Raw genomic sequence first — 22,879 nt, forward strand, 5'->3', positions numbered from 1 at the left:
AGTCCGCGCCGGAGCGGTCGGCGGGCGACCTGCGCACCACGCCGCCCCCCGGCATACCACCATCGCCGCGGCCTACAGCACCGTCAGATTGGCGTACGCCATCACCAGCCACTTGGCGCCGGCCTCGTCGAACTGCACCTGCACGCGGGCGTGGGCGCCGCTGCCTTCGTAGTCGATGACCACGCCGCCGCCGAACTTGGGATGCTGCACGTTGGCACCGAGCTTGACCGCCGGCGCCTCGATCACGCCATGCCCCATGCTGCGCGGCGCGCCCAGCGATGCGCTGCGCGAGACCTGCACCTTCGGCCGTACTTCGTGCAGCAGCTCGCGCGGGATCTCGCGCAGGAAGCGCGAGGGCACGTTGTAGTTGTCCTGGCCGTGGATGCGCCGCGATTCGGCATAGCTCAGCACCAGCTTGTGGCGGGCGCGGGTGATGCCGACGTAGGCCAGGCGCCGCTCTTCCTCCAGGCGCCCGCTCTCTTCCAGCGAACGCGCACTGGGGAACAGGCCGTCTTCCATGCCGGCCAGGAACACGATCGGGAATTCCAGGCCCTTGGCCGAGTGCAGGGTCATCAGCTGCACGCCCTCCTCGCCGGCCTGGGCCTGGCCTTCGCCGGCCTCCAGCGAGGCGTAGGCCAGGAACGCGACCAGTTCGGTCATCGCCTGGCGGCCTTCGTCGGCGTCCTCGTCGCCGTCGGCGCGGACGAAGCGCGAGGCCACCGACACCAGTTCGTCGAGGTTGTCGGTGCGCGATTCCGAATCCAGCCCGCCGCGGCTCTCCTTGCTCCAGTGCTCGCGCAGGGTGGAGCGCGCCAGCACCTGGTCGATCTGCTCGGGCAGCGGTAGCCCTGCCACTTCCGCGGCCAGTTGCTCGATCAGGCCCAGGAACTGGCCCAGCGCGTTGCGCGCGCGTGCGGCCAGTTCGCCGCCCTGCTGCGCGGCCTGTTGCGCCGCCGCCCACAGCGACAGCGACTGCGCGCGCGCCAGCCGCCGCACCTCGTCGAGCGTGCGATCGCCGATGCCGCGCGCCGGCGTGTTCACCGCGCGCTCGAACGCCGCATCGTCGGCACGGTTGGCGACCAGGCGCAGGTAGGCCAGGGTGTCCTTGATTTCGGCGCGCTCGAAGAAGCGCATGCCGCCATAGACGCGGTACGGCACCTGTTCGGCGATCAGCGCCTCTTCGAACGCGCGCGACTGCGCGTTGCTGCGGTAGAGCACCGCCGCCTCGCTGTAGCTGCCGCCGTCGCGTACCCACTGGCGCACGCGCTCGACCACGTAACGCGCCTCGTCCACCTCGTTGTAGGCCGCGTACAGGTCGATCGGCTCGCCATCGCCCGAATCGGTCCACAGCTGCTTGCCGATGCGGTCGGGGTTGTGCGCGATCACCGCGTTAGCGGCGTTGAGGATGTTGGCGCTGGAGCGGTAGTTCTGCTCCAGGCGGATGGTCTGCGCGCTCGGGAAATCGGTGAGGAAGCGCTGCACGTTCTCGACCTTGGCCCCGCGCCAGCCATAGATCGCCTGGTCGTCGTCGCCGACCACGAACACGTGGCCGCTGTCGCCGGCGAGCACGCGCACGAACGCGTACTGGATGGCGTTGGTGTCCTGGAACTCGTCGACCAGGATCTCGCCGAAGCGGGCGCGGTAGTGCGCCAGCAGCGCCGGGGTGTCGCGCAGCAGTTCGTGCGCGCGCAGCAGCAGTTCGGCGAAGTCGACCAGGCCGGCGCGGTCGCAGCGCTCCTGGTACAGCGCATAGGCGCTGCGCAGGGTGGTGACCCACTCGTCGCGCGGCTCCGGCTGGATGTGCTGGGCGCGGCGGCCCTCGTCCTTCTGCTGGTTGATCCACCACACGATCTGCTTGGGCGGGAACTTGCCCTCGTCCAGCTCCAGCTGCTGCACCACGCGCTTGACCAGCCGCAGCTGGTCATCCGAATCGAGCACCTGGAAGCTCTCGGGCAGCTTCGCGTCCTGCCAGTGCAGGCGCAGCAGCCGGTGCGCCAGGCCGTGGAAGGTGCCGATCCACATGCCGCGGCTGCCGTTGCGCAATTGCAGGTCGGTGCGCTGGCGCATCTCGCCGGCCGCTTTGTTGGTGAAGGTGACCGCAAAGATGCCGTGCACCGGCACGCGCTGGACTTCGTTGAGCCAGGCGATGCGGTGAATGAGCACGCGCGTCTTGCCGGACCCGGCGCCGGCCAGGACCAGGTAATGGCCGGGCGGTGCGGAAACGGCCTCGCGCTGGGCGGGGTTCAGATCGTCGAGCAAATGAGAGACATCCACCCGCGCATTTTAGCCGGTGCGGCGGCGCAGCGGCTGCGACAGCGCGCGCCGATCGGCGTGCGGCATCGCCTCAGTCGGCGCGGAACAGCCGATCGGCGAGGAAATCCACGAACACGCGCAGCTTCGGCGACAGCTGCCGGCTCGAGGGCCACACCACGAAGAACGCGCCCCCGTCGGCCAGGTGCGCGTCCAGGACCGACTGCAGGCGGCCGTCGGCCAGTGCATCTTGCGCAAGGAACGCCGGCATGCAGGCGATGCCCATGCCGGCGATCGCCGCCGCGCGCACCGCTTCCATGTTGTTGCAGGTGAGCACCGCCGGCGGCAGCGGCGCCGGTTCCGCCAGCGGCCAGTCCTGCGGCTTGCCGGTGCCGGGAACGCGGAACAGCACGCCGTCGTGCGCGGCCAGCTGCGCCGGGGTCTGCGGTACGCCGCGGCGGCGCAGGTAGTCCGGCGCGGCGCACAGACAGAAACGGAACGGCCCCAGGCGCCGCGCCAGCAGCCGCGAGTCGGCCTGCACGCCGCTGCGGATCACCGCGTCCAGGCCGTGTTCGAGCAGGTCGACCACGCGGTCGTCGAACGCCAGGTCCAGTTCCACGTCCGGATAGCGCTGGCGGAACTCGGGCAGCAGCGGCACCAGGAAGCGGTAGCCGATCGTCGGCAGGCCGACCCGCAGCCGCCCGCGCGGCGCCTGCCGGGTCTGCGCCAGCGCGTCCTCGGCCTCGCGCAGGTCGGCCAGTACGCGCTGGCAATGCTCCAGGAACAGCGCGCCCTCGGCGGTCAACGCGATGCGCCGGGTGGTCCGCTGCAGCAGGCGCACGCCGAGCTCGCGCTCCAGCGCGGCCACGCTCTTGCCCACCGCCGAGGCCGAGATGCCGAGCACGCGGCCGGCGCCGACGAAACTGCGCTGTTCGGCGGTGCGGACGAAGGCAACGATGCCGGTGAGGCGATCCATGCCGGGATATTAGAGCGTTCCATTCCGCAAAGCGCGGAGGACTGCGGCCTTTTTCGCGGATTGCCGCCTCGGTATCTCTAGTGGCGTCCCGATCTCCGCCGCAAGAGTCGCTCCGATGACCTCCGCTTCAACCTCCGCTTCAACCTCCGCTTCAACCTCCGCTTCGCCCTCCCGCTCCACTCCCGTGCCGCGCCGCGGCGCCGCCCTGGCCGCGGTGTGCCTGGCCGCCCTGGCACTGCCGCTGAACTTCTCCGGCGGCGCCGTCGCCACCCCGGCGATCGGCGCGGCCCTGGGCGGCAGCGCGCTGGCCCTGGCCTGGATCACCAACGCGTTCATGCTCAGCTTCGGCAGCCTGCTGCTGGCCGCCGGCGCGCTCGCCGATCGGCATGGGCGGCGCCGGGTGTTCCTCGGCGGCCTGGCACTGTTCGCCACGGCCAGCCTGGGCGTGGCCGTGGCCGGCTCGGTCGCGGCGATCGATCTGTGGCGGGCGCTGCAAGGCGTCGGTGCCGCCGCCGCGCTCGCCGCCGGCACCGCGGCGCTGGCGCAGCTGTACACCGGCGCGGCGCGCACGCGCGCGTTCAGCCTGCTCGGCACCACCTTCGGCACCGGCCTGGCGTTCGGCCCACTGGCCGCCTGCGCCCTGAGCGAACAGTTGGGCTGGCGCGCGATCTTCTTCGGCGTGGCCGCGGTCGCGGCACTGGCGTGGGCACTGGCCGCGCGCTGGCTGCCCGCCTCGCGCGCTCCGGCCGCCGGGCCGCCCGACCGCGCCGGCGCGCTGTGTTTCAGCGCGGCGCTGGCGCTGTTCACCGCCGGCCTGATCCAGGGGCCGCACAGCGGCTGGGGCAGCGCCGCGACGCTGGCCCTGCTCGGTGCCGCCGCGCTGCTGCTGCTCGCTTTCGTGCGGATCGAACGGCGCCGCCGCCATCCGCTGCTGGACCTGAGCCTGTTCCGCTACCGGCGCTTCGTCGGTGTGCAGCTGCTGCCGGTCGCCACCTGCTACAGCTACGTGGTGCTGTTGGTGCTGCTGCCACTGCGCATGATCGGCGTGGATGGCGCGCCGGCCGCCAGCGCCGGCCTGACGCTGCTGGCGCTGTCGGCGCCGATGCTGCTGGTGCCGAGCCTGGCCGCCGCACTGGCGCAGCGCATCGCCCCGGCCTGGCTGTCCGCGGCCGGGTTGGCGGTGGCCGCGGCCGGCCTGTGCTGGCTGGGCGCGCGGCCACCGGCGCAGGCGCTGCCGGCGCTGCTGTTGATCGGCGCCGGCACCGCCCTGCCCTGGGGCCTGATGGATGCACTGTCGGTCAGCGTGGTGCCGACCGAACGCGCCGGCATGGCCGCCGGCCTGTTCGGCACCTTGCGCGTGGCCGGCGAAGGCATCGCCCTGGCCAGCGTGGCGGCCTTGCTGGCGGCGTTGTTGCACGTGCGCCTGGCCGCGCTTGCGCCGCTGCTGCCGCACGCGGCCCTGGCGGACACCGCACAGCGGCTGGTCGCCGGCGATCTACCGGCATCCTTACAGGGGGGCGCGTTGTCCGCAGCGCAACTGCGCTTGGCCTACGCCGCGGCCTTCGGCACGCTGACCCGGGTGCTGGCGGCGATCACCGCGCTGGCGGCGATCGCGATCTGCGTGCTGCTCGGGCGCACGCCGCAGGATGCGGTGGAGGGAAGCCGCGGATCGCGATAGGAGCCCCCCTGTAGGAGCGGCTTCAGCCGCGACGGGCTTTCCCGAAATCCCGGGTCGCGGCTGAAGCCGCTCCTACAAAAGGAGGTCGCGGCTGCGCCGCGCGCAACCGCGGCCGGCATGCGCCGCGGCGCTCAATGCACGGCGGCGACCGGCAACTCCAACGTCAGCAAGGCTTGCGCGGTCTGCTGCGCCTGCGCCCGCAGCTCGGGGATCGCCAGGCTTTCCCACAGGCTGCCGATGCGCAGGCTGCCGAGCACGCGGATACGCGGCGTGGCGCGGCCGTCGGCGTCGAGCAGCGCCCCGTCGGCGGCGCTGCCCACGCCGATGCCGTGCGGCCCCGGCTGCGCATGGCCGCAGCCGAGCAACTGATGCAGCAGCGGATTGCGCATGGTCTGCGCGCGCAGTTCGACGCCGGTGGCGTTGATCACGCAGTGCGCATCGAGCTGCAGCGGCACGCCATCGGCGCCCGTGCCGTTGACCTGCACGCAGGCGCCGACCGGGAACACCGTGTCCAGCCGCGCGCGGTGCAGGCGCAACTGGCCGACCCGGCGCATCGCCTGCAGTTGCGCGAAGACCGGTGCGGCGATGCGATGACGGTGCACGTCCCAGTAGCGCACCACGTGGCGCAGGAAGCGGCGCTGCTCGGCCACCGACAGCGACTGCCACAGCGCCTGGCTCAGCGGCCGCACCCGGTCCATCACGCTCTGCCAGGGCTGGCCCTGCGCCTGCGCCGCGGCGGCGTGGCGGCGCAGCGCGCGCATCCGCTGGCGCAGCGGCATCGCCAGCAGCGCCTGCGCATCGAAGTCGGCTGGCGCGCCATGCGCAGCGTGCGGTAACGGCAGCAACGCATGCCGCGACACCACGTGCACCGGGCCACGGTGCGCGTTGGCCAGCAGGGTCAGCACGCTGTCGGCCATGCTCAGCCCGGAGCCGACGATGCACACCGTCGCCTCACGCGGAATCGCCTGCAACTGCGCGTAATCCCACGCCTCCACTCGCGCCGGCGCATCGAGACTGGGGGCGCCGCGCGCCGGCAGCGGGCGCAGGCTGTTGCCCAACGCCAGCACGGTGGCGCCGGCATGCAACTGGCCACCCTCGTGCAACTGCAGACGTTGTCCGCCCGTCGGCTGCGGGTGCAACGCCAGCACCCGCGCCTGGCGCCATTGCAGACGCGCCGGCCCGGCGGCCTGCGCCTGCAGCAGGCGCGCGCGCAGATAGGCGGCGTAATGGCGGCGCTGCACGTAGGCCTCGGCCAGTGCGGCGCGCGACAGCTGCGGATACAGCGCCTGCTGCTGCAGCCAGTCGAGGAAATCGTCGGGCGCCTCGACGAAGGCGCTCATGCGCCCGGCCGTCACGTTCAGCAGGTGCTCGGCGCAGGGCGTCGCATAGGCCACGCCCTGCGCCAGCGCCGGCTGCGACTCGATCAGTTGCACGCGCAGCGCGGTGCCGGCCCGGCGCAGCACCTGCAACGCGACCAATACGCCGGCCGCGCCGCCGCCGACGATGGCGATATCGCAGTCGTCGTCGGCCGGTTCGCTGGGCACAAGCTCATTCATGCGGCGATTGTAAGGGAAGCCCCCACCGGCCCGGCCCTTGGCTGAGAACCGTCGCGCATGTGCCCGCACCGATCGCGCATGAGCGCGTCATGCGCCTGTCATCGGCATGCGCTTCACATCAGCGCATCGGCCAGGCGCGCGATACCTTCGCGGCTGCGTCGCCAGGCCGGCCGCTTGCGCCAGTCCTGCAGCGTCAGCATCCGCGCATCGGCCAGGTAGTCGGCTTCCACCGCGCGCAGCCGCTGCACCACCGCGGCGCTGTAGCAGAGCATGCCGACCTCGGCGTTCAGCGCGAACGAGCGGATGTCCAGGTTGATCGACCCGACCAGGGCGATGCCCTCGTCCACGCTCAGGTGCTTGGCGTGCAGGAAGCACGGCCGGTACAGCGCGATCTTGACCCCGCTGCGCAGCAACTCGTCGTAATAGGCCTCCTGCGCCCAGGCGGTGAGCCGCTGGTTGTTGCTCTCGGACACGATCAATTGCACGTCCACCCCGGACAGCGCGGCGATGCGCAGCGCGCTGAGCGTGGCCTCGTCCGGCACGAAGTACGGCGTGACCATGACGATGCGCCGCCGCGCCAGGTGGATCAGCGCGTTGACCGTGTCGCGCGCGTTCTCGAACGGGTACGCCGGCCCGCTGGGCAACAATTGCGTGGCGACGCCGCCGCCGTGGATGGAGGCCGGGGCGACCACGCTCAGGCGCTGCCCGGTCTCGATGAACCAGTCGCTGGCGAACACCGCTTCCAGATGCGCCACCACCGGCCCCTGCACCCGCGCCACCAGTTCGCGATTGGGATGGCCGGGGACGAACTGCGGCTCGGCCAGGTTCTGCGAACCGATGTAGCCGACGCGGTTGTCGATCACCGCGATCTTGCGATGGTTGCGCAGATCCATGCGGCCGCTACGGCGCCAGCGCAGCCCGCCCGGCAACAGCGCCTGCACCTCGACCCCGGCCGCGTGCAGGCGCCTGCGGTAGCGGCACAGGCCACGACGACCGCCGCGCGCATCCAGCAGCAACCGGCAGTGCACGCCACGCGCGGCGGCGCGCAGCAACGCGGCGCTCACCGCATCGCCGACCGCGTCGTCGAACATCAGGTAGTACAGCAGGTGCACGCGCTCGACCGCCGCGTCGATGTCGTCGATCAGCGCCTGCAGCGAGGACGCATAGCGGTCGAGCAGCTCGACGCTGTTGCCGTGGGTCGGCATGAAGTCGCCCTGGCGCTCGACCAGCGGCACCACCTCGGCGACCACGGTGTCGGCCGGCGGCGCCCAGCGCAGCGCGGTCAGCGGCACCTGCTGCTCGCGGATGACCTGCGAGGCCAGCGCCTGGCGGCGGATGCGCTCGCGCGACAGCCAGGGGTGGCCGAGCAACAGGTACAGCGGCAGCCCCAGCAACGGCACGAAGCCCACCAGCAGCAGCCAGCTGCGCGCCGCGCCCGGCGTGGTGCGGGTGGGGATCCACAACAGCGCCACCAGCCGGATCAACCAGTCCAGCGCCAGCAGCCACGTGCCTTCCAACCAGACCGGCAGCATCGCGATCCTCGCAACCCAGGTCGCCCGATTCTGCGGACTGCGCCGACAAACGCAACCATGGCCGCATCAACGGCGGGTTTTTCCATGCCCCCAGACGCACGAAACCCGCCTTGCGGCGGGTTCCGTGTCCAGCGTGAGCAGCGATCCGAGGATCAGCCGATCACTTGATCTTGCCTTCCTTGTACAGGACGTGCTTGCGCACGACCGGATCGTACTTGAGGAATTCCATCTTCCCCGGGGTGTTCTTCTTGTTCTTGTCCGTGGTGTAGAAGTGGCCAGTACCGGCCGAGGAAATCATACGGACCTTATCGCGCTTGCCTGCCATGATGCTCTACTCCTCAGACCTTTTCGCCGCGCGCACGCAGCTCAGCCAGAACGCTGTCGATGCCGTTCTTGTCGATGGTGCGCAGCGCGTGCGCGGAAACCTTCAGCTTGACCCAGCGGTTCTCGCTGGCGACCCAGAAACGGCGCTCGTGCAGGTTGGGCAGGAAGCGACGACGGGTTCTGTTGTTGGCGTGGGAGACGTTGTTACCCGTCTGCACACGCTTGCCGGACACTTGGCATACGCGGGACATTGCGCACCTCGATAGTAGTTTGAGTCGCCCATAGCCTGGGAGACGGCGGCCCCGGCAGCCCTGCGGCCACCACGCGACGTGGGAAATCAAGCGGTTACGCTGGAAGAGGCCGGCCGGAGATCGCGCATCCGGCCGCCGTTCCGACCGGAGCCGGGCACAGCGAGCCGCGCATTATGCAGGCGATCAAGCACTTGTGCAAGTTGTCCACAGGGGCCGGGCGGTGTGCGGGTCCGTGCCGCTGGACCGAGCAGGCGTTGCTATTGTATCCGGCCGAATCGGCTTGCTAGCCTGCCCCGGTCATGCGCCGCCTGTTCCGACCACTGCGTACCTCCCTGCTGATGCTGCTGCTGGCGGCATTCGTGGTCGTGCCGGTGGCCGATGCGCTGGCCTGCGCGCTGGAGCCGGAGTCCGCCGACGCCGTGCACACGCCCGCCGCGGCGCATGCCGATGGCGACGACAGCGACGGCAAGCACGCCGGCAGTTGCAGCCACAATCATTGCCACCACTCGAATCTGAGCCTGCCGGCGAGCACCCTCGCCATGCTCGGCGCGCCACGACCGGCGCGCTGGATGCAGGCCGGCGAGGCCGCACCCGACGGTCTCGTCCAGGACGGATTGAAGCGACCTCCCCGAGCGTGAGTTGAGCGTGTCCCGCGATCGCGGGTTTCCGTTTCCCTCACCTCTGGAATTTCTTCATGTCGACTCCGACACGTCTGCCGCCGCGCGCGGCCGGGCGGGTCGTTGCCGTGCTGCTGGGCCTGGTCCCGGCCGCGCTGGCGATGGCGCAGACCGCCCCTTCCTACGACACCTTGCTCGAACGCCTCGACCAGTTGCCCGGCACCCGCGTGGGCGCGGCGCTGGCCGAGGCCGCAGACGCACGCGCCGACCAGGCCCGTGCGCTGCCCAACCCGTCGCTGTCATACTCCACCGAAAACGCCTGGGGCACCGGCGCCTATGCCGGCACGGGCCGGGCCGAAACCACACTCAGCCTGTCGCAGCCGCTGGAGCTCTGGGGCCAGCGCGGCGCACGCGTGCGCGCGGCCCGCGCCGAGGCCGACAGCGCTGCATTGCGCGGCGCGCAAAGCCGCAGCGATGCCGCCGGCGAACTGGCGCTGGCCTACGCGCAGGCGGAGGCCGCATTGCGCCGCGCCGCCCTGGCCGAACAGGCGCTGGCGCTGACCCGCGACGATGCGGCGGCCATGGCCGCGATGGTCGCGCAGGGCCGCGAGCCGCAACTGCGTGCGGTGCAGGCGCGCAGCGAGGTGGCCGATGCCAGCGCCGCGGTGGACGAGGCACAGGCATTCCGCGACGCGGCGCTGGCACGCCTGGCCGCGATCGCCCTGCTGGAGACGCCGGTGCAGTCCATCGACGCCGGCCTGCTCGACCGCGCGCCCCCACTGCCGCGCGCGCGCGAGGCGGCGGCGCTGCCGGTGCGCATCGCCAGCGCCGAGGCCGAGGCCGCCGCGCGCCTGGTCGAGGTGGAGCGCAAGCGCGCCCTGCCCGACCTGAGCCTGACCGCCGGGCAGACCCGCTTCCGCGAAGACCGCGCCCACGCCTACACGCTCGGCGTCAGCCTCAGCGTGCCGCTGTTCGACCGCAACCGCGGCGGCATCCGTGCCGCCAGCGCCGAACAGCGCGCGGCCGAGGCGCGGCTGGACCAGCAACGCCGCGCCAGCGCCGCCGACCGCCTGGCCGCGCTCGCCACGCTGAAGGCCGCCGGTAGCCGCACGCGCGCGGCCGACGACGGCGTGGCGGCCGCGGAGGAGGCCTATCGCCTGGCCCGCATCGGCTTCGATGCCGGGCGCATCGCACAACTGGAACTGCGCAGCACCCGTGCTGCGCTCATCGCCGCCCGCGGCATCGCCGTGGACGCCCGCCTGGCGCGGGTCACGGCAGAAATCGAGCTGGCCCGCCTGGAAGGGCGCGCGCCGTTCATGGAGGTCCAATGAACCTGTCCCGTCCGATCTTCCGCGCCGGCTGCCTGCTGCTGGGGCCCCTGCTGGCACTGCTGCTGGCCGCGTGCGCCGGCGACAAGCAGGCCGCCCCGGCGGCCGCCGATGCCCACGGCCATGGCACTGAACGCGAGGACGCCGCGCGCGAGCGCACCGACACGCCCGATGCCGATGCCGATGCCGATGCCGGCGACACGGTACGGCTGACCCCGCAGCAACGCGCCGCATCGGGGATCGAGGTGGTCGCGGTCGGCCGCGGCGGTGGCGCATCGACCCGCCTGGCCGGCCGGGTCGAACCGGCGGTGGGTGCACGCGCCGCGGTGGCCGCGAGCATCACCGGCCGCGTCGAGCGCGTGCTGGTCGCGCCCGGCAGCACGGTGCGCCGCGGGCAGCCGCTGGCGATCGTGGTCAGCGGCGAGGCCGCGGTGTTCCGCGCCAATGCGCTGGCCGCCAGCGCCGAGGCCGAGGCCGCGCGGCTGGTGCATGCGCGCGACCAGACCCTGGTCGCGCAGGGCGTGGTCGCCCGCCAGGAGCTGGAAAGCTCGCATGCGCGGGCCGTGGCGGCGCGTGCGCAGGCCGCGGCGGCACAGGCGCAGGCTGCGGCCAACGGCGCGCCCGACGCCAGCGGCCGCGTGCGCATCGTCAGCCCGCTGGACGGGCGGGTCGGCGCGGTGCAGGTCACCCCGGGCAGCGTGGTCGCGGCCGGCAGCGTGGTGGCCGAGGTCACCGATCCGGCCATGAACGAACTGGTGTTCGCCGCGCCGCCGGCACTGGCGGCGCAGGTCGCACCGGGGACGACGCTGGAGGTGAGCGCGCCAGGCGCCAGTTTCGCCGCCACGGTCACTGCGGCGACCGCCGACCTGCGCGCCCCGGGCGGTGCCGCGGTGATCCGCGCCATGCCGGTCGCCGCGCCGCTGCCGCCGGCGGGGTCGCCGGTGTCGGCGGTGGTCGTCACCGAAGGCCAGGACACCGCGCTGAGCGTGCCGGCCGACGCGGTGCAGACCGTGGAAGGCCGCAGCGCGGTGTTCGTCGCCGTCGCCGAGGGCTTCCGCGCGCAGCCGGTGCTGACCGGACGCCGCGCCGGCGACCGCATCGAGATCCTCGACGGGTTGCGCGGCAGCGAACGCATCGCCGGCCGCAACGCCTTCCTGCTCAAGGCCGAACTGGCCAAGGGCGACGCCGAGCACGGCCACTGAGGACGCGACCATGTTCACTCTCATCATCGACACCGCGGTGCGCCTGCGCTGGCTGGTGCTGTTCCTGGCCGCGCTGATCGCCGGCTGGGGCCTGTACCAGTTGGGCCGGCTGCCGATCGACGCGGTCCCGGACATCACCAACCGCCAGGTGCAGCTCAACACCGTCGCCCCGGCGCTGACCCCCGAGCAGATCGAACGCCAGGTGACCTATCCGCTGGAGACGGCGCTGGCCGGCATTCCCGGCCTGGTCACCACGCGCTCGCTGTCGCGCAACGGCTTCTCGCAGGTCACCGCGATCTTCAGCGACGCCACCGATCTGTACTTCGCCCGCCAGCAGGTGGCCGAGCGCATGCGCGAGGCGGCCGAGGATCTGCCCGACGGCGTGACGCCGCGGCTGTCGCCGGTGACCACCGGCCTGGGCGAGGTGCTGATGTGGACGGTGGACTTCACCGCGTTCGACCCGGCCCGGCTGGCGCGGCCGGGCGCGGCGGGCTGGCAGGCCGGCGCGGTCTACCGCACGCCGGAAGGCGAACTGCTGCGTACGCCGCAGGAACGCGCCACCTACCTGCGCACCGTGCAGGACTGGATCATCGCGCCACAGATGCGCTCCAGCCCGGGCCTGGCCGGGGTCGACACGATCGGCGGCTACGTCAAGGAATACGCCGTGCATCCGGACACCGCGCGGCTGGCCGCGCATGGCCTGGGCCTGGCCGATCTGGTGACGGCCCTGCAGCGCGCCAACGTGCAGGCCGGCGCCGGCTTCGTGCAGCGCGCCGGCGAAGGCCTGGTGGTGCGTGCCGACGGCCTGGCGCTGGGCGCCGACGATCTCGCCCAGGCGCCGGTGGCCACCCGCAATGGCGTGGTGGTACGTGTGGCCGACGTGGCCGAGGTCGCAACCGGCCGCGCACCGCGCCTGGGCGCGGCCAGCCGCAACGGCCACGAGGCGGTGCTGGGCACGGCGTTGATGCTCGCCGGCGACAACAGCCGCACCGTGGCACAGGCCGCGGCCGCGCGTTTGCAGCAGGTCAACGCCACGCTGCCGCCGGACATCGTCGCCATGCCGGTGCTGGACCGCAGCGTGCTGGTCAACGCCACCATCCGCACGGTGGCCAAGAACCTCACCGAAGGCGCGTTGCTGGTGGTGGTGGTGCTGTTCCTGCTGCTGGGCAACCTGCGCGCGGCGGCGATCGCCGCGCTGGTGATCCCGTTGTCGTTCCTGTTCGCGGTGATCGGCATGCAGCGCTTCGGCATCAGCGGCAACCTGATGAGCCTGGGTGCGCTGGACTTCGGCATCCTGGTCGACGGCGCGGTGATCGTGGTCGAGTCGACGCTGCTGCTGTTGGGCCAGCGCCGCGCCGCGCTGGGCCGCGCCCTCACCGCGGCCGAGCGGCTGGGCGTGGCGGCGGAGGCGGCACGCAAGATGGCGCGGCCGGCGGCGTTCGGGCAGTTGATCATCCTGCTGGTGTTCGCGCCGATCCTCACCCTGGAGGGCGTGGAGGGCAAGACGTTCCAGCCGATGGCGGCGACCTTCATGCTGGCCCTGGTCGGCGCGTTCCTGTTCTCCTTCACCTTCGTGCCGGCGATGGCCGCGCTGCTGGTGCGCGAGCCGACCCCGCGCGCCGATGCGGCCCCGGACCACGCCGGCGAGCACGAGACCTGGTTGATCGGCTGGCTGCGGCGGCGCCTGCAACCGCTGATCGGCGGCGCGGTCGCGCGTCCGCGCACGGTGGCCGCTGGCGTGGCGCTGGTGGGCGTGCTGGGCGTCGGCGCGTTCGCGCTGCTGGGCCGCGAGTTCATGCCGACGCTGGACGAAGGCAACGTGGCGATGCAGGCGTTGCGCGTGCCCTCGACCTCGCTGGAGCAGTCGCTGGCGATGCAGCTGGCACTGGAGACGGCCATCGCCCGGCAGCCTGAGGTGGCGGCGGTGTTCTCGCGCATCGGCACCGCCGAGGCGGCGATCGACCCGATGCCGACCAACATCTCCGACAGCTTGATCATGCTGAAGCCACGCGCGCAGTGGCCCGATCCGGCATTGCACAAGGAAGCGCTGGTGGAACGCCTGGAACAACTGGCCGGACAGCAGCTGGGCAACGGCGTGGAGTTCAGCCAACCGATCGAGCTGCGTTTCAACGAGTTGATCTCCGGCGTGCGTACCGACCTGGCGGTGATGGTGTTCGGCGACGACATGCAGCGCCTGCGCGCCACCGCCGACCAGGTGGCGCTGAAACTGCGCGCGGTGCCCGGCGCCGCTGACGTGCGGGTGGAACAGGTCGCCGGCCTGCCCACGCTCAACGTGCGCATCGATCACGTCGCGGCCGCGCAACTCGGGCTGACTGCGGCCGACGTCAGCGAGGCGGTGAGCACCGGCATCGGCGGCGCCGCGGCCGGGCGGATCTTCGAGGGCGACCGCCGCTTCGACGTGGTGGTACGGCTGGACGACGCCGCGCGCAACGATCCGGACCAGCTGGCCGCACTGCCGATCGCCACGCCTGCCGGGCAGGTGATTCCGTTGTCCTCGGTGGCGCGCATCGACGTCAGCGAAGGACCGAACCAGATCAGCCGCGACAACGGCAGCCGCCGCGTGGTGGTGCAGGCCAACGTGCGCGGTCGCGACCTGGGCGGCTTCGTCGCCGCAGCGCAGGCGGCGGTGGCCGAAGTAGCGCTGCCGCCGGGCGCCTACCTGCGCTGGGGCGGACAGTTCGAGAACCTGCAGCGTGCCGAACGGCGCCTGGCGATGGTGGTGCCGGTGGTGTTCCTGCTGATCGGCAGCCTGCTGTTCATGGCCCTGCGCAACGCCAGGGAAGCGTTGCTGGTGTTCGGCTGCGTGCCGCTGGCGCTGGTCGGCGGCATCCTCGCCCTGCTGCTGCGCGGCATGCCGTTCTCGGTCTCGGCGGCGGTCGGCTTCATTGCCGTGTCCGGCGTGGCGACCTTGAACGGGCTGGTGTTGATGCAGGCCATCGGCGAGCGCCGCCAGGCTGGCGAGGCGCCGTGGCAGGCCGCGATCGACGGCGCGGCCAGCCGCCTGCGCGCGGTGCTGACCACCGCGCTGGTGGCGATCGTCGGCTTCCTGCCGATGGCCATCGCCAGCGGCGCCGGGGCGGAGGTGCAGAAACCGCTGGCGACGGTGGTGATCGGCGGGCTGCTCACCGCCACCGCGCTGACCCTGCTGGTGCTGCCGACGTTCGCCGCGCGCATCGCCGGGCCGCGCGTGGCCGGCTGATCCCGCACAGGCCGGCGCGCTTCCCGCTGGAAGCGGCGCCGGCCCGCGCGGCGGCCGTCAGGCCTTCTTCTTGCGCGCGGCGATGTAGGCGCGGATCTGCTGCTGCAACACCGGCAGCGGCACCGAGCCCTGCTGCAGCACCGCGTCGTGGAAGGACTTGATGTCGAAGTCCGGGCCGAGTTCGCGCTCGGCCTCGGCGCGCAGGTCGAGGATGGTCAACTCGCCGAGCTTGTAGCTCAGCGCCTGGCCGGGCCAGGAGATGTAGCGGTCGACCTCGGTGGTGACCTCGTGCTCGCTGAGCGCGGTGCGCTCGCGCAGATAGGCCTGCGCCTGCGCGCGGGTCCAGCCCTTGTGGTGCACGCCGGTGTCGATCACCAAACGGCAGGCGCGCCACATCTCGTAGCTGAGCCGGCCGAAGTCCTCGTAGGGCGTGGCATAGATGCCCATCTCCTTGCCCAGCTTCTCGGTGTACAGCGCCCAGCCCTCGCCGTAGGCGGAGATGTAGTTCTCGCGGCGGAACGCCGGCTGCGCGCTCTGTTCCTCGGCCAGCGCGCCCTGCAGCGAATGGCCCGGCGAAGATTCGTGCAGGGTCAGCGCCGGCAGGTTGTACAGCGGCCGCGACGGCAGGTCGTAGGTGTTGAGCCAGTAGGTGCCGACACCACCGCGGCCGGCGGTCCAGAACGGGGCGATGTCCGCCGGCACCGGCACGATGGTGAAGCGCCCGCGCGGCAGCGTGCCGATGAACTTGCCGACCTCGCCATCCACCCGCTTGGCGATCCACGCGGCGCGATCGAGCAGCTCCTGCGGGGTCTTCACGTAGAACTGCGGATCGGTGCGCAGGAACTGCAGGAACGCCGGGAAGGTCTTCTGCCCGGCCGGCGCCTGGAAGCCGACCTGCTGGATGATCGCGTCCATCTCCTTCTGGATCCGCGCCACCTCGCGCAGGCCGAGCTGATGGATCTGCTCGGGGTCCATGTCCAGCGTGGTGTACTCACGGATCTGCTGCCGGTAGAAGGCCTTGCCGTCGGGCAGGGCTTCGGCGGCCAGCGTGGTGCGCGCCTGCGGCATGTACTCCTGGCGATAGAAGGTCAGCAGCTGCGCGTAGGCCGGGATCACCTTGTCGCGCAGCGCCGCCTGCGCCTGCGCGCGCAGCTGCGCCTGCTCGGCGGCGGGAATCTGCGCCGGCATCTGCTTGAACGGCGTGTACAGCACCGCCGCGGTCGGATCCTTCAGTTCGGCCACATTGGCGATGGCGCCGTCGCGACCATCGAGCACCGCACGCGGCACGCTGAAGCCGCGCTTGAGCCCGGCGCGCATGTTGTCGGTCTGCTGCGCGAAGTAGCGCGGCACGTCCTCCAGCCGCGCGATGTAGGCGCGGTACTCGTCTGCAGTGCGCAGATTGCGTCGGGCCATGAACGCCAGGTCCGACCAGAACGCGCTGTCGGAGTTGAACGGCATCTCGTAGGCGCGCAGCCGCACCGAGGCGGCCAGGTTCTCCACCTGCGGCCGGTACACCGCCAGGTTCACCTGGTTCTCCGGCGAAAGCTGGGCCGCATCGAGCGTGTCCAACTGCTGCAGCACGTCCTCCCACACCTTCAAGCGCGCTGCCTGCGCGGCGGCGCCGACGTCCGGCAGACGGCGGTTGTCGCCGCTGCTGTCGCTGTCCTCGTCGGCCTGGCCGAGCTGCGCCTGGCGCCAGGCCCACTCCTTCTCGTAGATGGCCTGGAAGCGCGCATCGGCGGCGCTGGCAGCGGCCGTGGCCGGCACTGCGCCGGACGTCGGCGACGCCGGCGGTGCGGCCAGCGCGGGCGCAGCGACGGCGAGCGCGAGCAGCAGGGAAGCGGCCAGTGGGGTCTTGGCGAACATCGGCATGGGCGGCACACGGCAGGAACGGATCGTCGATCATCGCATCCCCACCCTGCTTGGCGGGTGGGCCGGAAGTCCTGTGTGGAGCGATGATGGGGTGACGGCGTAAGGTATCTGATAACCCGCTCTTTGCCGGAACCAACGTGGCATGTCGTCATTCGTAGGAGCGGCTTCAGCCGCGACGGGCGTTACCGACAATGCCGGCCGCGGCTGAAGCCACTCCTACAGTGGGCCTTCCCCACCGATTAGAAGCCCCTGAGACCACCGATACACATGCACCTCCACCGTTGGCTTCGGTTGCGGCTGCCACTTCACGAAGGAGAAGTCAGCCATACCGCATCCCAATACGGATATTCGCCCAGACGCGGCACCAGGCCGGCACGCAATGGATTAGCCACGATGTAACGGGCAACACGCAGGACATCGTCGTCGCGCCGCAGCGCATGATCATGGAAGCCACGCGACCAGACACAGCCGCCACGACCGCGCGCGAGATTCACTGCGCGGGCGCACCGCCCCTTGGCCCGCTGCATGGCCTGCGCCAACGTCATGGTGGCATGTAGTTCGATCAGGCCATGCCAGTGGTCGGGCATCAACACCCAGCACAGCAGGCGAGCACCGGGCCAGCTGCTTCGCTCTGCCAGGCACGCCGCAGCCGCATGGGCGCACCGCCAATCCGCGAACAATGGCGCGCGCTCGAACGTCACAGCGGTCAGCAAGTAGAGCTGCCCCGTATCGCCATGGCGTCCAGCGCGCAACGCGCGATGGCCTTTGGTTGGTTCGATGTGCATGGCACCAGCATCCAGCTCATCGCACCATGGCAACAGCGGCGCTTGACTGGCGCGCTTGTCGGAATAGTGCGCGAATCCATGTCGGATTGGTGCCGGCAACGGCGGGGCGCGTGCTTGCCGCGGTGTCTGCGCCGTGATCCTTGCCACTGAGGGCGGCAAGGTCCGGGTCGCGGCTGAAGCCGCTCCTACGAGAGGGCCGGTCGCGATCGGAAACTGTTACGCGCCGTCTGCGATCCCGCGCCGGCGCGCCGCGCTCAATGCGAGGCGCGGTCGCGGCGCCAGCCGCGGTGCTTGATGTCCAGGTACAGGCTGTAGAACGCGGTGAAGGCGGGGAACAGGTTCTGCAGCACGCCGACCGAGTCCTGTTTGGCCGAGAACATGAAGTAGCTCAGCGTCATCAGGCTGCCGACCACGCTCATGTACCAGAACAGGCGCGGAATCACCGGCTTGCCGGCGCGCTTGGAGGCGACGAACTGCACCAGCCAGCGGCCGCCGAACATCAGCGCGCCGACGTAGCCGATCAGCTTCCAGCCGGTGACGTGCAGCCCGGTCCAGTACAGCGCCTGGATCGGTTCGTTGAGGAAATGCGCGTCCATCTCAGCGCTCCTGCACCGCGGTGCGGCGGCTGCGAGCGATCAGCCAGGCCACGCCGCGCAGATCGCGGATGCCGACCAGGGCGCGGTTGAGGTTGTTGTACTTGGACACGCCCGAGGTGCGGTGGCGATGGTTCACCGGCACGCTCAGGGTCTGCCAGCCGGCGCGCTGCATCAGTGCCGGCAGGTAGCGGTGCATGTGGTCGAAGTACGGCAGGTCCAGGAACGCCTCGCGCTCGAACAGCTTGATGCCGCAGCCGGTGTCAGGGGTGTCGTCGCGCAGCATGCGTGCGCGGATCGCATTGGCCCACTTCGACGCCCAGCGCTTGCTGCCCGAATCCTGCCGCGACACCCGCCAGCCGGCGAACAGCTTGACCAGCGGCTCGGCTGCCTGGCGTGCGGCCAGCAGCTTGGGAATGTCGGCCGGGTCGTTCTGGCCGTCGCCGTCGAGGGTGGCGATCCACAGCCCGCGTGCGGCCTTGACGCCGTTGCGCACCGCCGTGCTCTGCCCGCTCTGGCTGACGTGGTGCAGCACGCGCAGCTCCGGCGTGGACGCCTTCAGCCCTTCGAGCACCGCCAGGGTGTCGTCGCGCGAATGATCGTCGACGTAGACGATCTCGAAATCGATCGTGCCACGCAGCGCGGCGACGATCTCGGCGACCAGCGGCGGCACGTTGTCGCGCTCGTTGAACACCGGGACGACGACGGAGAGGGAAAGCTGGCTCATGGATTCGGCAGGGCTGGGCGCGGGGCGCGCGTGGGGGAAAAAGCGGCAGGCATTGTGCCGCGGACCGATGATCCGCGGATGAAGCGTCAGGCGGCGGCGCCGAAGTACTCCCGGCACCAGGCCACCACCTGCGGCAGGCCGACCTCGATCGGGGTGCTCGGATCGAAGCCGAACGCGGCGTGGGCCCGTGCAGTATCGGCCATCGTCTCGATCATGTCGCCCGGCTGCATCGGTCGGTACTGTTTTTGGGCGCTGCGCCCGGCGGCGGCCTCGATCACCGCGATGAAACGCTCCAGTTCCACCGGGGTGTGATTGCCGAGGTTGAACACGCGGTGCGGCGCCGGCTCGGTGGAGGGGTGTTCGAGGGCGCCGAGCACGCCGGCGACGATGTCGGCGACGAAGGTGAAGTCGCGGCGCATGCGACCGTGATTGAACACCTCGATCGGGCGCCCGGCCAGCACCGCGCGGCTGAACAGCAGCGGCGCCATGTCCGGGCGGCCCCAGGGGCCGTACACGGTGAAGAAGCGCAGCCCGGTGGCGCGCAGGCCGTACAGCTGCGCATAGGTGTGCGCCATCAGCTCGTTGGCGGCCTTGGTCGCCGCGTACAGCGAGCGCGGCTGGTCGATGCGCTGGTCCTCGGAGAACGGCGGCGTCGCCGAATCGCCGTACACCGAGCTGCTGGACGCGTAGACCAGGTGCTCCACGCCACGGTGCCGGCACAGCTCCAGCATGTTGACGAAGCCGACCAGATTGCTGTCGACATAGGCGTAGGGGTTCTGCAGCGAATAGCGCACTCCGGCCTGCGCGGCCAGGTGCACCACGCGGGTCGGCTGCACCTCGTCGAACAGCGCGGCCAGGCCGTCGCGATCGGTCAGGTCCAGGGTCCGGATGTCCGCGTTCGCGCACAGCGCGGCAACGCGGTCGTGCTTGAGCTGCGGGTCGTAGTAGTCGTTGTAGTTGTCCAGGCCTACCACCAGTTGCCCGGCGGCACGCAGCGCGCGAACGGTATGGGCGCCGATGAAGCCGGCGGCGCCGGTGACGAGAATGGGCATGGCGGAGATCCTGGAAAGCTTGGAACGGCGTGCGCGGGGCGCGGGGGCGGAGCAGCGGGTCAGAACAGCCCGAAGCGCTTGCGCGCGACATTGGGCCGGGCGGGGTCGATCACGTCCTGCAGGCCCTTGGCGTCGAAGCGGTCCAGCAGCGCCTCGGCGCCCTTCTTCAGCTTGAGCGCCATTTCCTCCGGATACAGCGGCACCAGGGTCATGAACGCGATGGTCTTGTCGGCATCGATGACCAGCTCCGCGAACGCCTCCGGGGTGCTCACCGGCGGCAGCACGATCGCGCCGTCGAAGCCGACGCCGGGCGCGTACGGCTCGGCCGGGTCACCATTGGGCACGGTGTGGCCGAACCCCAGCCAGGTGTCGTACTTGTGCGGCAGTCGCGCCAGGGTCTTGAGCAGGCGCACCGGCCAGTAGTGGCGCTCGTCCTGGAAGTCGTCCTGGGTGATCGGCCAGTCGGGCGGCAGGGTCAGCATCAGCTCCATGAAGCGCGGCGCCTCCACGCCCTCGGGCAGGACCATCGGCAGGTCGCTCATGCCCGAGGTCACAAGCCGCAGGTACGGCGCTTCCGCCGTCGCCGGCACCACGTGCACGTCCAGGTGCACGGTGTCGGAGATGATCTCGTGCAGCACGCCGGCGACCGGCCCCAGGTGGCGTTCGATGTGCGCGCCGATCTGCTCGATGCAGGAGTCGCCGCGCGCCGGTGCGAACGGCTTTTCCTCGCGATGCTGCAGGATCGGGCTACCGCCCGGGCTGATCTGCGTGTCCTCGTTGCTCATGCAATGCTCCGGTTGCTGGCCAGCGCCGCGGCGCGCGGCCTCAGCGCAAGGTCAGCGGCGCGTCCTTGGCCAGCGCCGCCTTGCGCTCCTTGCTGAATTCCCACCACGGGCGCGGCGTCTCGCCCTGCATGAAACGCACGATCGACAGGAACACGTCGATCACGCAGTGGTCGTGGACCACGCCGGTGCGCAGGCACAGCTGCGCGTACATATCGTAGGGATCGCGGCCCTGCAGGTGCGCGGGCACGCGGATGCCGATCAGGCGCAGGTCCTTCTCGCAGGCCGGCCCGACGTTGGGCAGGTCGGTCAGGCGCAGCAGATGGTGGCGGTCGACCTTACTGGGATGCATGGCGGAGGCGGTCCTGGCGGACGCGGGCGGCGGCGCTCAGGCCTGCCGCGGACGCAGTTTCTCGAGCACGCCGTCCAGCGTGTCCAGGTCGGTGTAGTGGATCACCAGCTTGCCCTTGCCGCCGCGGCCGTGGGCGATGGACACCTTGGTCCCCAGCGACTCGGACAACTCGGTCTCCAGCGAGGCGATGTCGGCCTGCGGCGCGGTGCGCGCCGGCTTGGCCTTGCGGTTGCTCGGCACCTTGCCGGCGGCGAACTGCTGCGCGCGGTGCTCGACCTCGCGCACCGACCAGCCCTGGTCGGCGGCGTCGGAGGCCAGGCGACTGGCCAGCTCCGGCGACAGCGTCAGCAAGGCACGCGCATGGCCCATCTCCAGGCGCCGCGCTTCCAGCAGCGCGCGGATCGCCGGCGGCAGTTCCAGCAGGCGCAGCAGGTTGGACACCGAGGCGCGCGAGCGGCCGACGGCCTCGGCGGCCTCGGCGTGGGTCAGCGAGAATTCGTCGATCAGCCGCTGCAGCGCCTGCGCCTCTTCCAGCGGATTGAGGTCCTCGCGCTGGATGTTCTCGATCAGCGCCATGGCGATGACGGTGCGGTCGTCGAGCTCGCGCACCACCACCGGCACGTCGCTGAGGCCGGCCAGTTGCGAGGCGCGCCAGCGGCGCTCGCCGGCGACGATCTCGAAGCTGCCCGGCGCCAGTTCGCGGGCGACGATCGGCTGGATCACGCCCTGCGCCTTGATCGACTCGGCCAGCTCCTGCAGCTTGGCCTCGTCCATTTCCTGGCGCGGCTGGTACTTGCCCGGCTGCAGTTGCCCGACCGGCAGGCGGCGCAGGCTCTCGCCCGGCTGCAGCTCGGCGGTGGGCGCCGGCGCGGCCGCGCCCTTCGGCCCCAGCAGCGCTTCCAGGCCACGGCCGAGGCCGCGCTTCTTCGCTCCGAGGGCGGGGGGCTTGGCACTCATCAGTACGTCTCCATGGCCGGCACCGGCCGATTGCGTTCGTTGCGGCGGCGCACGATCTCGCCGGCCAGTCCCAGGTAGGCGACGCCGCCACGCGAGGTGCGGTCGTAGCCGACGATGCTCTGGCCATGGCTGGGCGCCTCGGCCAGGCGCACGTTGCGCGGCACGATGGTGCGGAACACCTTGTCGCCGAAGTGGTTGGTTAGCTCCGCCGACACCGCGTTGGCCAGGTTGTTGCGCACGTCGAACATGGTCCGCAGCACGCCTTCGATCTCCAGCGCCGGGTTCAGCTCGGCGCGCAGCGCCTCGATGGTTTCCAGCAGCGCGGTCAGCCCTTCCAGCGCGTAGTACTCGCACTGCATCGGCACGATCACCGAATCGGCGGCGGTCAGCGCGTTCAGGGTCAGCAGCGACAGCGCCGGCGGGCAGTCGATCAGGATGAAGTCGTAGGCCTCGCGCAGCGGCGCCAGCGCGGTCTTCAGCCGCTGCTCGCGCGCCGGCTGATCCATCAGCTGGATCTCGGCGGCGGTGAGATCGATGTTGCCCGGCAGCAGGTCGAAGCCCTCCGGCGCGGTCACCCGGATCTGTTCGGCGCTGCTCTCGCCGAGCAGCACGTCGCAGGTGGAGGCAGCCAGCTCGCGCTTGTCGATGCCGCTGCCCATCGTCGCATTGCCCTGCGAGTCCAGGTCCACCAGCAGGACGCGCTGCGACTGCCGCGCCAGCGACGCGGCCAGGTTGACCGCGGTGGTGGTCTTGCCGACGCCGCCCTTCTGGTTGGCGATGGCGATGATGCGGGCCATGCGGGAGCCTCGTCGGCGATGGGGTGGG

20 protein-coding genes are annotated in these 22,879 nt (G+C 71.3%); 5 read left to right on the forward strand and 15 right to left on the reverse strand.

Annotated elements, in window-relative coordinates:
• Window positions 1-72: 72 nt before the first annotated feature.
• Together uvrD and QN245_RS20855 are read right to left on the reverse strand one after the other, a co-directional pair.
• Window positions 73-2,274, reverse strand: a complete 2,202-nt coding sequence (gene uvrD, locus QN245_RS20850) for a DNA helicase II (RefSeq protein WP_160969499.1) — start codon at window positions 2,272-2,274, stop codon at window positions 73-75.
• Window positions 2,275-2,344: 70 nt separating this feature from the next.
• Window positions 2,345-3,226 (reverse strand): LysR family transcriptional regulator, encoded by an 882-nt coding sequence (locus QN245_RS20855; protein WP_317844135.1) that lies wholly within the window; start codon window positions 3,224-3,226, stop codon window positions 2,345-2,347.
• Window positions 3,227-3,341: 115 nt separating this feature from the next.
• Between QN245_RS20855 and QN245_RS20860 the strand changes: the two genes are divergently transcribed.
• Entirely contained in the window at window positions 3,342-4,904 is a 1,563-nt protein-coding gene (locus tag QN245_RS20860) for an MFS transporter (RefSeq protein ID WP_425612889.1), read from the forward strand.
• A 131-nt stretch (window positions 4,905-5,035) separates the two neighbouring features.
• Here the strand turns inward: QN245_RS20860 and QN245_RS20865 are convergent, their stop codons facing one another.
• The 4 genes from QN245_RS20865 to rpmB form a co-directional block, all read right to left on the reverse strand.
• A complete protein-coding gene (locus QN245_RS20865; RefSeq protein WP_317844137.1) occupies window positions 5,036-6,460 on the reverse strand; it encodes an FAD/NAD(P)-binding protein in 1,425 nt (474 codons plus the stop codon).
• A 113-nt stretch (window positions 6,461-6,573) separates the two neighbouring features.
• The gene (gene cls, locus QN245_RS20870; RefSeq protein ID WP_317844138.1) at window positions 6,574-7,992 is read right to left on the reverse strand and encodes a cardiolipin synthase; all 1,419 of its coding nucleotides are present in this window, start codon (window positions 7,990-7,992) and stop codon (window positions 6,574-6,576) included.
• Window positions 7,993-8,152: 160 nt separating this feature from the next.
• A complete protein-coding gene (gene rpmG, locus QN245_RS20875) occupies window positions 8,153-8,320 on the reverse strand; it encodes a 50S ribosomal protein L33 (RefSeq protein WP_169411268.1) in 168 nt (55 codons plus the stop codon).
• 10 nt (window positions 8,321-8,330) lie between these two features.
• A complete protein-coding gene (gene rpmB / locus QN245_RS20880; RefSeq protein ID WP_160969509.1) occupies window positions 8,331-8,567 on the reverse strand; it encodes a 50S ribosomal protein L28 in 237 nt (78 codons plus the stop codon).
• A 299-nt stretch (window positions 8,568-8,866) separates the two neighbouring features.
• Between rpmB and QN245_RS20885 the strand changes: the two genes are divergently transcribed.
• Genes QN245_RS20885 through QN245_RS20900 form a run of 4 tightly spaced genes read left to right on the forward strand, consistent with a single transcriptional unit; the run spans window position 8,867 to window position 14,934 of the window.
• Complete coding sequence (locus QN245_RS20885) at window positions 8,867-9,205, forward strand: hypothetical protein (RefSeq protein ID WP_160969511.1); 339 nt, start codon at window positions 8,867-8,869, stop codon at window positions 9,203-9,205.
• 56 nt (window positions 9,206-9,261) lie between these two features.
• Window positions 9,262-10,515, forward strand: coding sequence for a TolC family protein (locus QN245_RS20890; protein WP_317844139.1), 1,254 nt, complete (start codon window positions 9,262-9,264; stop codon window positions 10,513-10,515).
• On the forward strand, window positions 10,512-11,714 hold the full coding sequence (locus QN245_RS20895) for an efflux RND transporter periplasmic adaptor subunit (protein WP_317844140.1): 1,203 nt from the start codon (window positions 10,512-10,514) through the stop codon (window positions 11,712-11,714). Before QN245_RS20890 ends, QN245_RS20895 begins: the two co-directional genes overlap by 4 nt.
• Before the next feature lie 10 nt (window positions 11,715-11,724).
• Window positions 11,725-14,934 carry an efflux RND transporter permease subunit gene (locus tag QN245_RS20900; protein ID WP_317844141.1) on the forward strand — a complete coding sequence of 1,070 codons (3,210 nt, stop codon included), beginning with the start codon at window positions 11,725-11,727 and terminating at the stop codon, window positions 14,932-14,934.
• A gap of 57 nt (window positions 14,935-14,991) precedes the next feature.
• Here the strand turns inward: QN245_RS20900 and QN245_RS20905 are convergent, their stop codons facing one another.
• The 9 genes from QN245_RS20905 to QN245_RS20945 all read right to left on the reverse strand — a co-directional run bounded on the left by QN245_RS20905 (window position 14,992) and on the right by QN245_RS20945 (window position 22,851).
• Window positions 14,992-16,806: a DUF885 domain-containing protein gene (locus QN245_RS20905; protein WP_317844142.1), complete on the reverse strand. Its 1,815-nt coding sequence runs from the start codon at window positions 16,804-16,806 to the stop codon at window positions 14,992-14,994.
• A 305-nt stretch (window positions 16,807-17,111) separates the two neighbouring features.
• On the reverse strand, window positions 17,112-17,591 hold the full coding sequence (locus QN245_RS20910) for an REP-associated tyrosine transposase (RefSeq protein WP_317844143.1): 480 nt from the start codon (window positions 17,589-17,591) through the stop codon (window positions 17,112-17,114).
• 254 nt (window positions 17,592-17,845) lie between these two features.
• Window positions 17,846-18,187, reverse strand: a complete 342-nt coding sequence (locus QN245_RS20915) for a lipid-A-disaccharide synthase N-terminal domain-containing protein (protein ID WP_048491144.1) — start codon at window positions 18,185-18,187, stop codon at window positions 17,846-17,848.
• 1 nt (window position 18,188) lies between these two features.
• The gene (locus QN245_RS20920; protein WP_010342743.1) at window positions 18,189-18,911 is read right to left on the reverse strand and encodes a glycosyltransferase family 2 protein; all 723 of its coding nucleotides are present in this window, start codon (window positions 18,909-18,911) and stop codon (window positions 18,189-18,191) included.
• Between the two features lie 86 nt (window positions 18,912-18,997).
• Window positions 18,998-19,963: an NAD-dependent epimerase/dehydratase family protein gene (locus QN245_RS20925; RefSeq protein WP_317844144.1), complete on the reverse strand. Its 966-nt coding sequence runs from the start codon at window positions 19,961-19,963 to the stop codon at window positions 18,998-19,000.
• A gap of 59 nt (window positions 19,964-20,022) precedes the next feature.
• A complete protein-coding gene (locus QN245_RS20930) occupies window positions 20,023-20,748 on the reverse strand; it encodes a suppressor of fused domain protein (RefSeq protein WP_160969521.1) in 726 nt (241 codons plus the stop codon).
• Window positions 20,749-20,788: 40 nt separating this feature from the next.
• The gene (locus QN245_RS20935; RefSeq protein WP_017908743.1) at window positions 20,789-21,097 is read right to left on the reverse strand and encodes a helix-hairpin-helix domain-containing protein; all 309 of its coding nucleotides are present in this window, start codon (window positions 21,095-21,097) and stop codon (window positions 20,789-20,791) included.
• A 36-nt stretch (window positions 21,098-21,133) separates the two neighbouring features.
• Window positions 21,134-22,054 carry a ParB/RepB/Spo0J family partition protein gene (locus QN245_RS20940; RefSeq protein WP_160969523.1) on the reverse strand — a complete coding sequence of 307 codons (921 nt, stop codon included), beginning with the start codon at window positions 22,052-22,054 and terminating at the stop codon, window positions 21,134-21,136.
• The gene (locus QN245_RS20945) at window positions 22,054-22,851 is read right to left on the reverse strand and encodes a ParA family protein (RefSeq protein ID WP_160969525.1); all 798 of its coding nucleotides are present in this window, start codon (window positions 22,849-22,851) and stop codon (window positions 22,054-22,056) included. The genes QN245_RS20940 and QN245_RS20945 overlap by 1 nt, the downstream gene beginning before the upstream one ends.
• Between the last annotated feature and the right edge of the window lie 28 nt (window positions 22,852-22,879).

The sequence above is a fragment of the Xanthomonas rydalmerensis genome, assembly GCF_033170385.1.
Lineage (GTDB): Bacteria > Pseudomonadota > Gammaproteobacteria > Xanthomonadales > Xanthomonadaceae > Xanthomonas_A > Xanthomonas_A rydalmerensis.

Bases quoted from the DNA above. Each gene is read 5' to 3' on its own strand.
- QN245_RS20860 (WP_425612889.1), top strand. From the start codon at position 3,342: ATGACCTCCGCTTCAACCTCCGCTTCAACCTCCGCTTCAACCTCCGCT.
- QN245_RS20920 (WP_010342743.1), bottom strand. From the start codon at position 18,911: ATGAGCCAGCTTTCCCTCTCCGTCGTCGTCCCGGTGTTCAACGAGCGC.
- QN245_RS20940 (WP_160969523.1), bottom strand. From the start codon at position 22,054: ATGAGTGCCAAGCCCCCCGCCCTCGGAGCGAAGAAGCGCGGCCTCGGC.
- QN245_RS20930 (WP_160969521.1), bottom strand. From the start codon at position 20,748: ATGAGCAACGAGGACACGCAGATCAGCCCGGGCGGTAGCCCGATCCTG.
- QN245_RS20945 (WP_160969525.1), bottom strand. From the start codon at position 22,851: ATGGCCCGCATCATCGCCATCGCCAACCAGAAGGGCGGCGTCGGCAAG.
- QN245_RS20905 (WP_317844142.1), bottom strand. From the start codon at position 16,806: ATGCCGATGTTCGCCAAGACCCCACTGGCCGCTTCCCTGCTGCTCGCG.
- QN245_RS20885 (WP_160969511.1), top strand. From the start codon at position 8,867: ATGCGCCGCCTGTTCCGACCACTGCGTACCTCCCTGCTGATGCTGCTG.
- cls (WP_317844138.1), bottom strand. From the start codon at position 7,992: ATGCTGCCGGTCTGGTTGGAAGGCACGTGGCTGCTGGCGCTGGACTGG.
- QN245_RS20910 (WP_317844143.1), bottom strand. From the start codon at position 17,591: ATGCACATCGAACCAACCAAAGGCCATCGCGCGTTGCGCGCTGGACGC.
- rpmB (WP_160969509.1), bottom strand. From the start codon at position 8,567: ATGTCCCGCGTATGCCAAGTGTCCGGCAAGCGTGTGCAGACGGGTAAC.
- QN245_RS20895 (WP_317844140.1), top strand. From the start codon at position 10,512: ATGAACCTGTCCCGTCCGATCTTCCGCGCCGGCTGCCTGCTGCTGGGG.
- QN245_RS20855 (WP_317844135.1), bottom strand. From the start codon at position 3,226: ATGGATCGCCTCACCGGCATCGTTGCCTTCGTCCGCACCGCCGAACAG.
- QN245_RS20935 (WP_017908743.1), bottom strand. From the start codon at position 21,097: ATGCATCCCAGTAAGGTCGACCGCCACCATCTGCTGCGCCTGACCGAC.
- QN245_RS20900 (WP_317844141.1), top strand. From the start codon at position 11,725: ATGTTCACTCTCATCATCGACACCGCGGTGCGCCTGCGCTGGCTGGTG.
- QN245_RS20915 (WP_048491144.1), bottom strand. From the start codon at position 18,187: ATGGACGCGCATTTCCTCAACGAACCGATCCAGGCGCTGTACTGGACC.
- QN245_RS20865 (WP_317844137.1), bottom strand. From the start codon at position 6,460: ATGAATGAGCTTGTGCCCAGCGAACCGGCCGACGACGACTGCGATATC.
- QN245_RS20890 (WP_317844139.1), top strand. From the start codon at position 9,262: ATGTCGACTCCGACACGTCTGCCGCCGCGCGCGGCCGGGCGGGTCGTT.
- QN245_RS20925 (WP_317844144.1), bottom strand. From the start codon at position 19,963: ATGCCCATTCTCGTCACCGGCGCCGCCGGCTTCATCGGCGCCCATACC.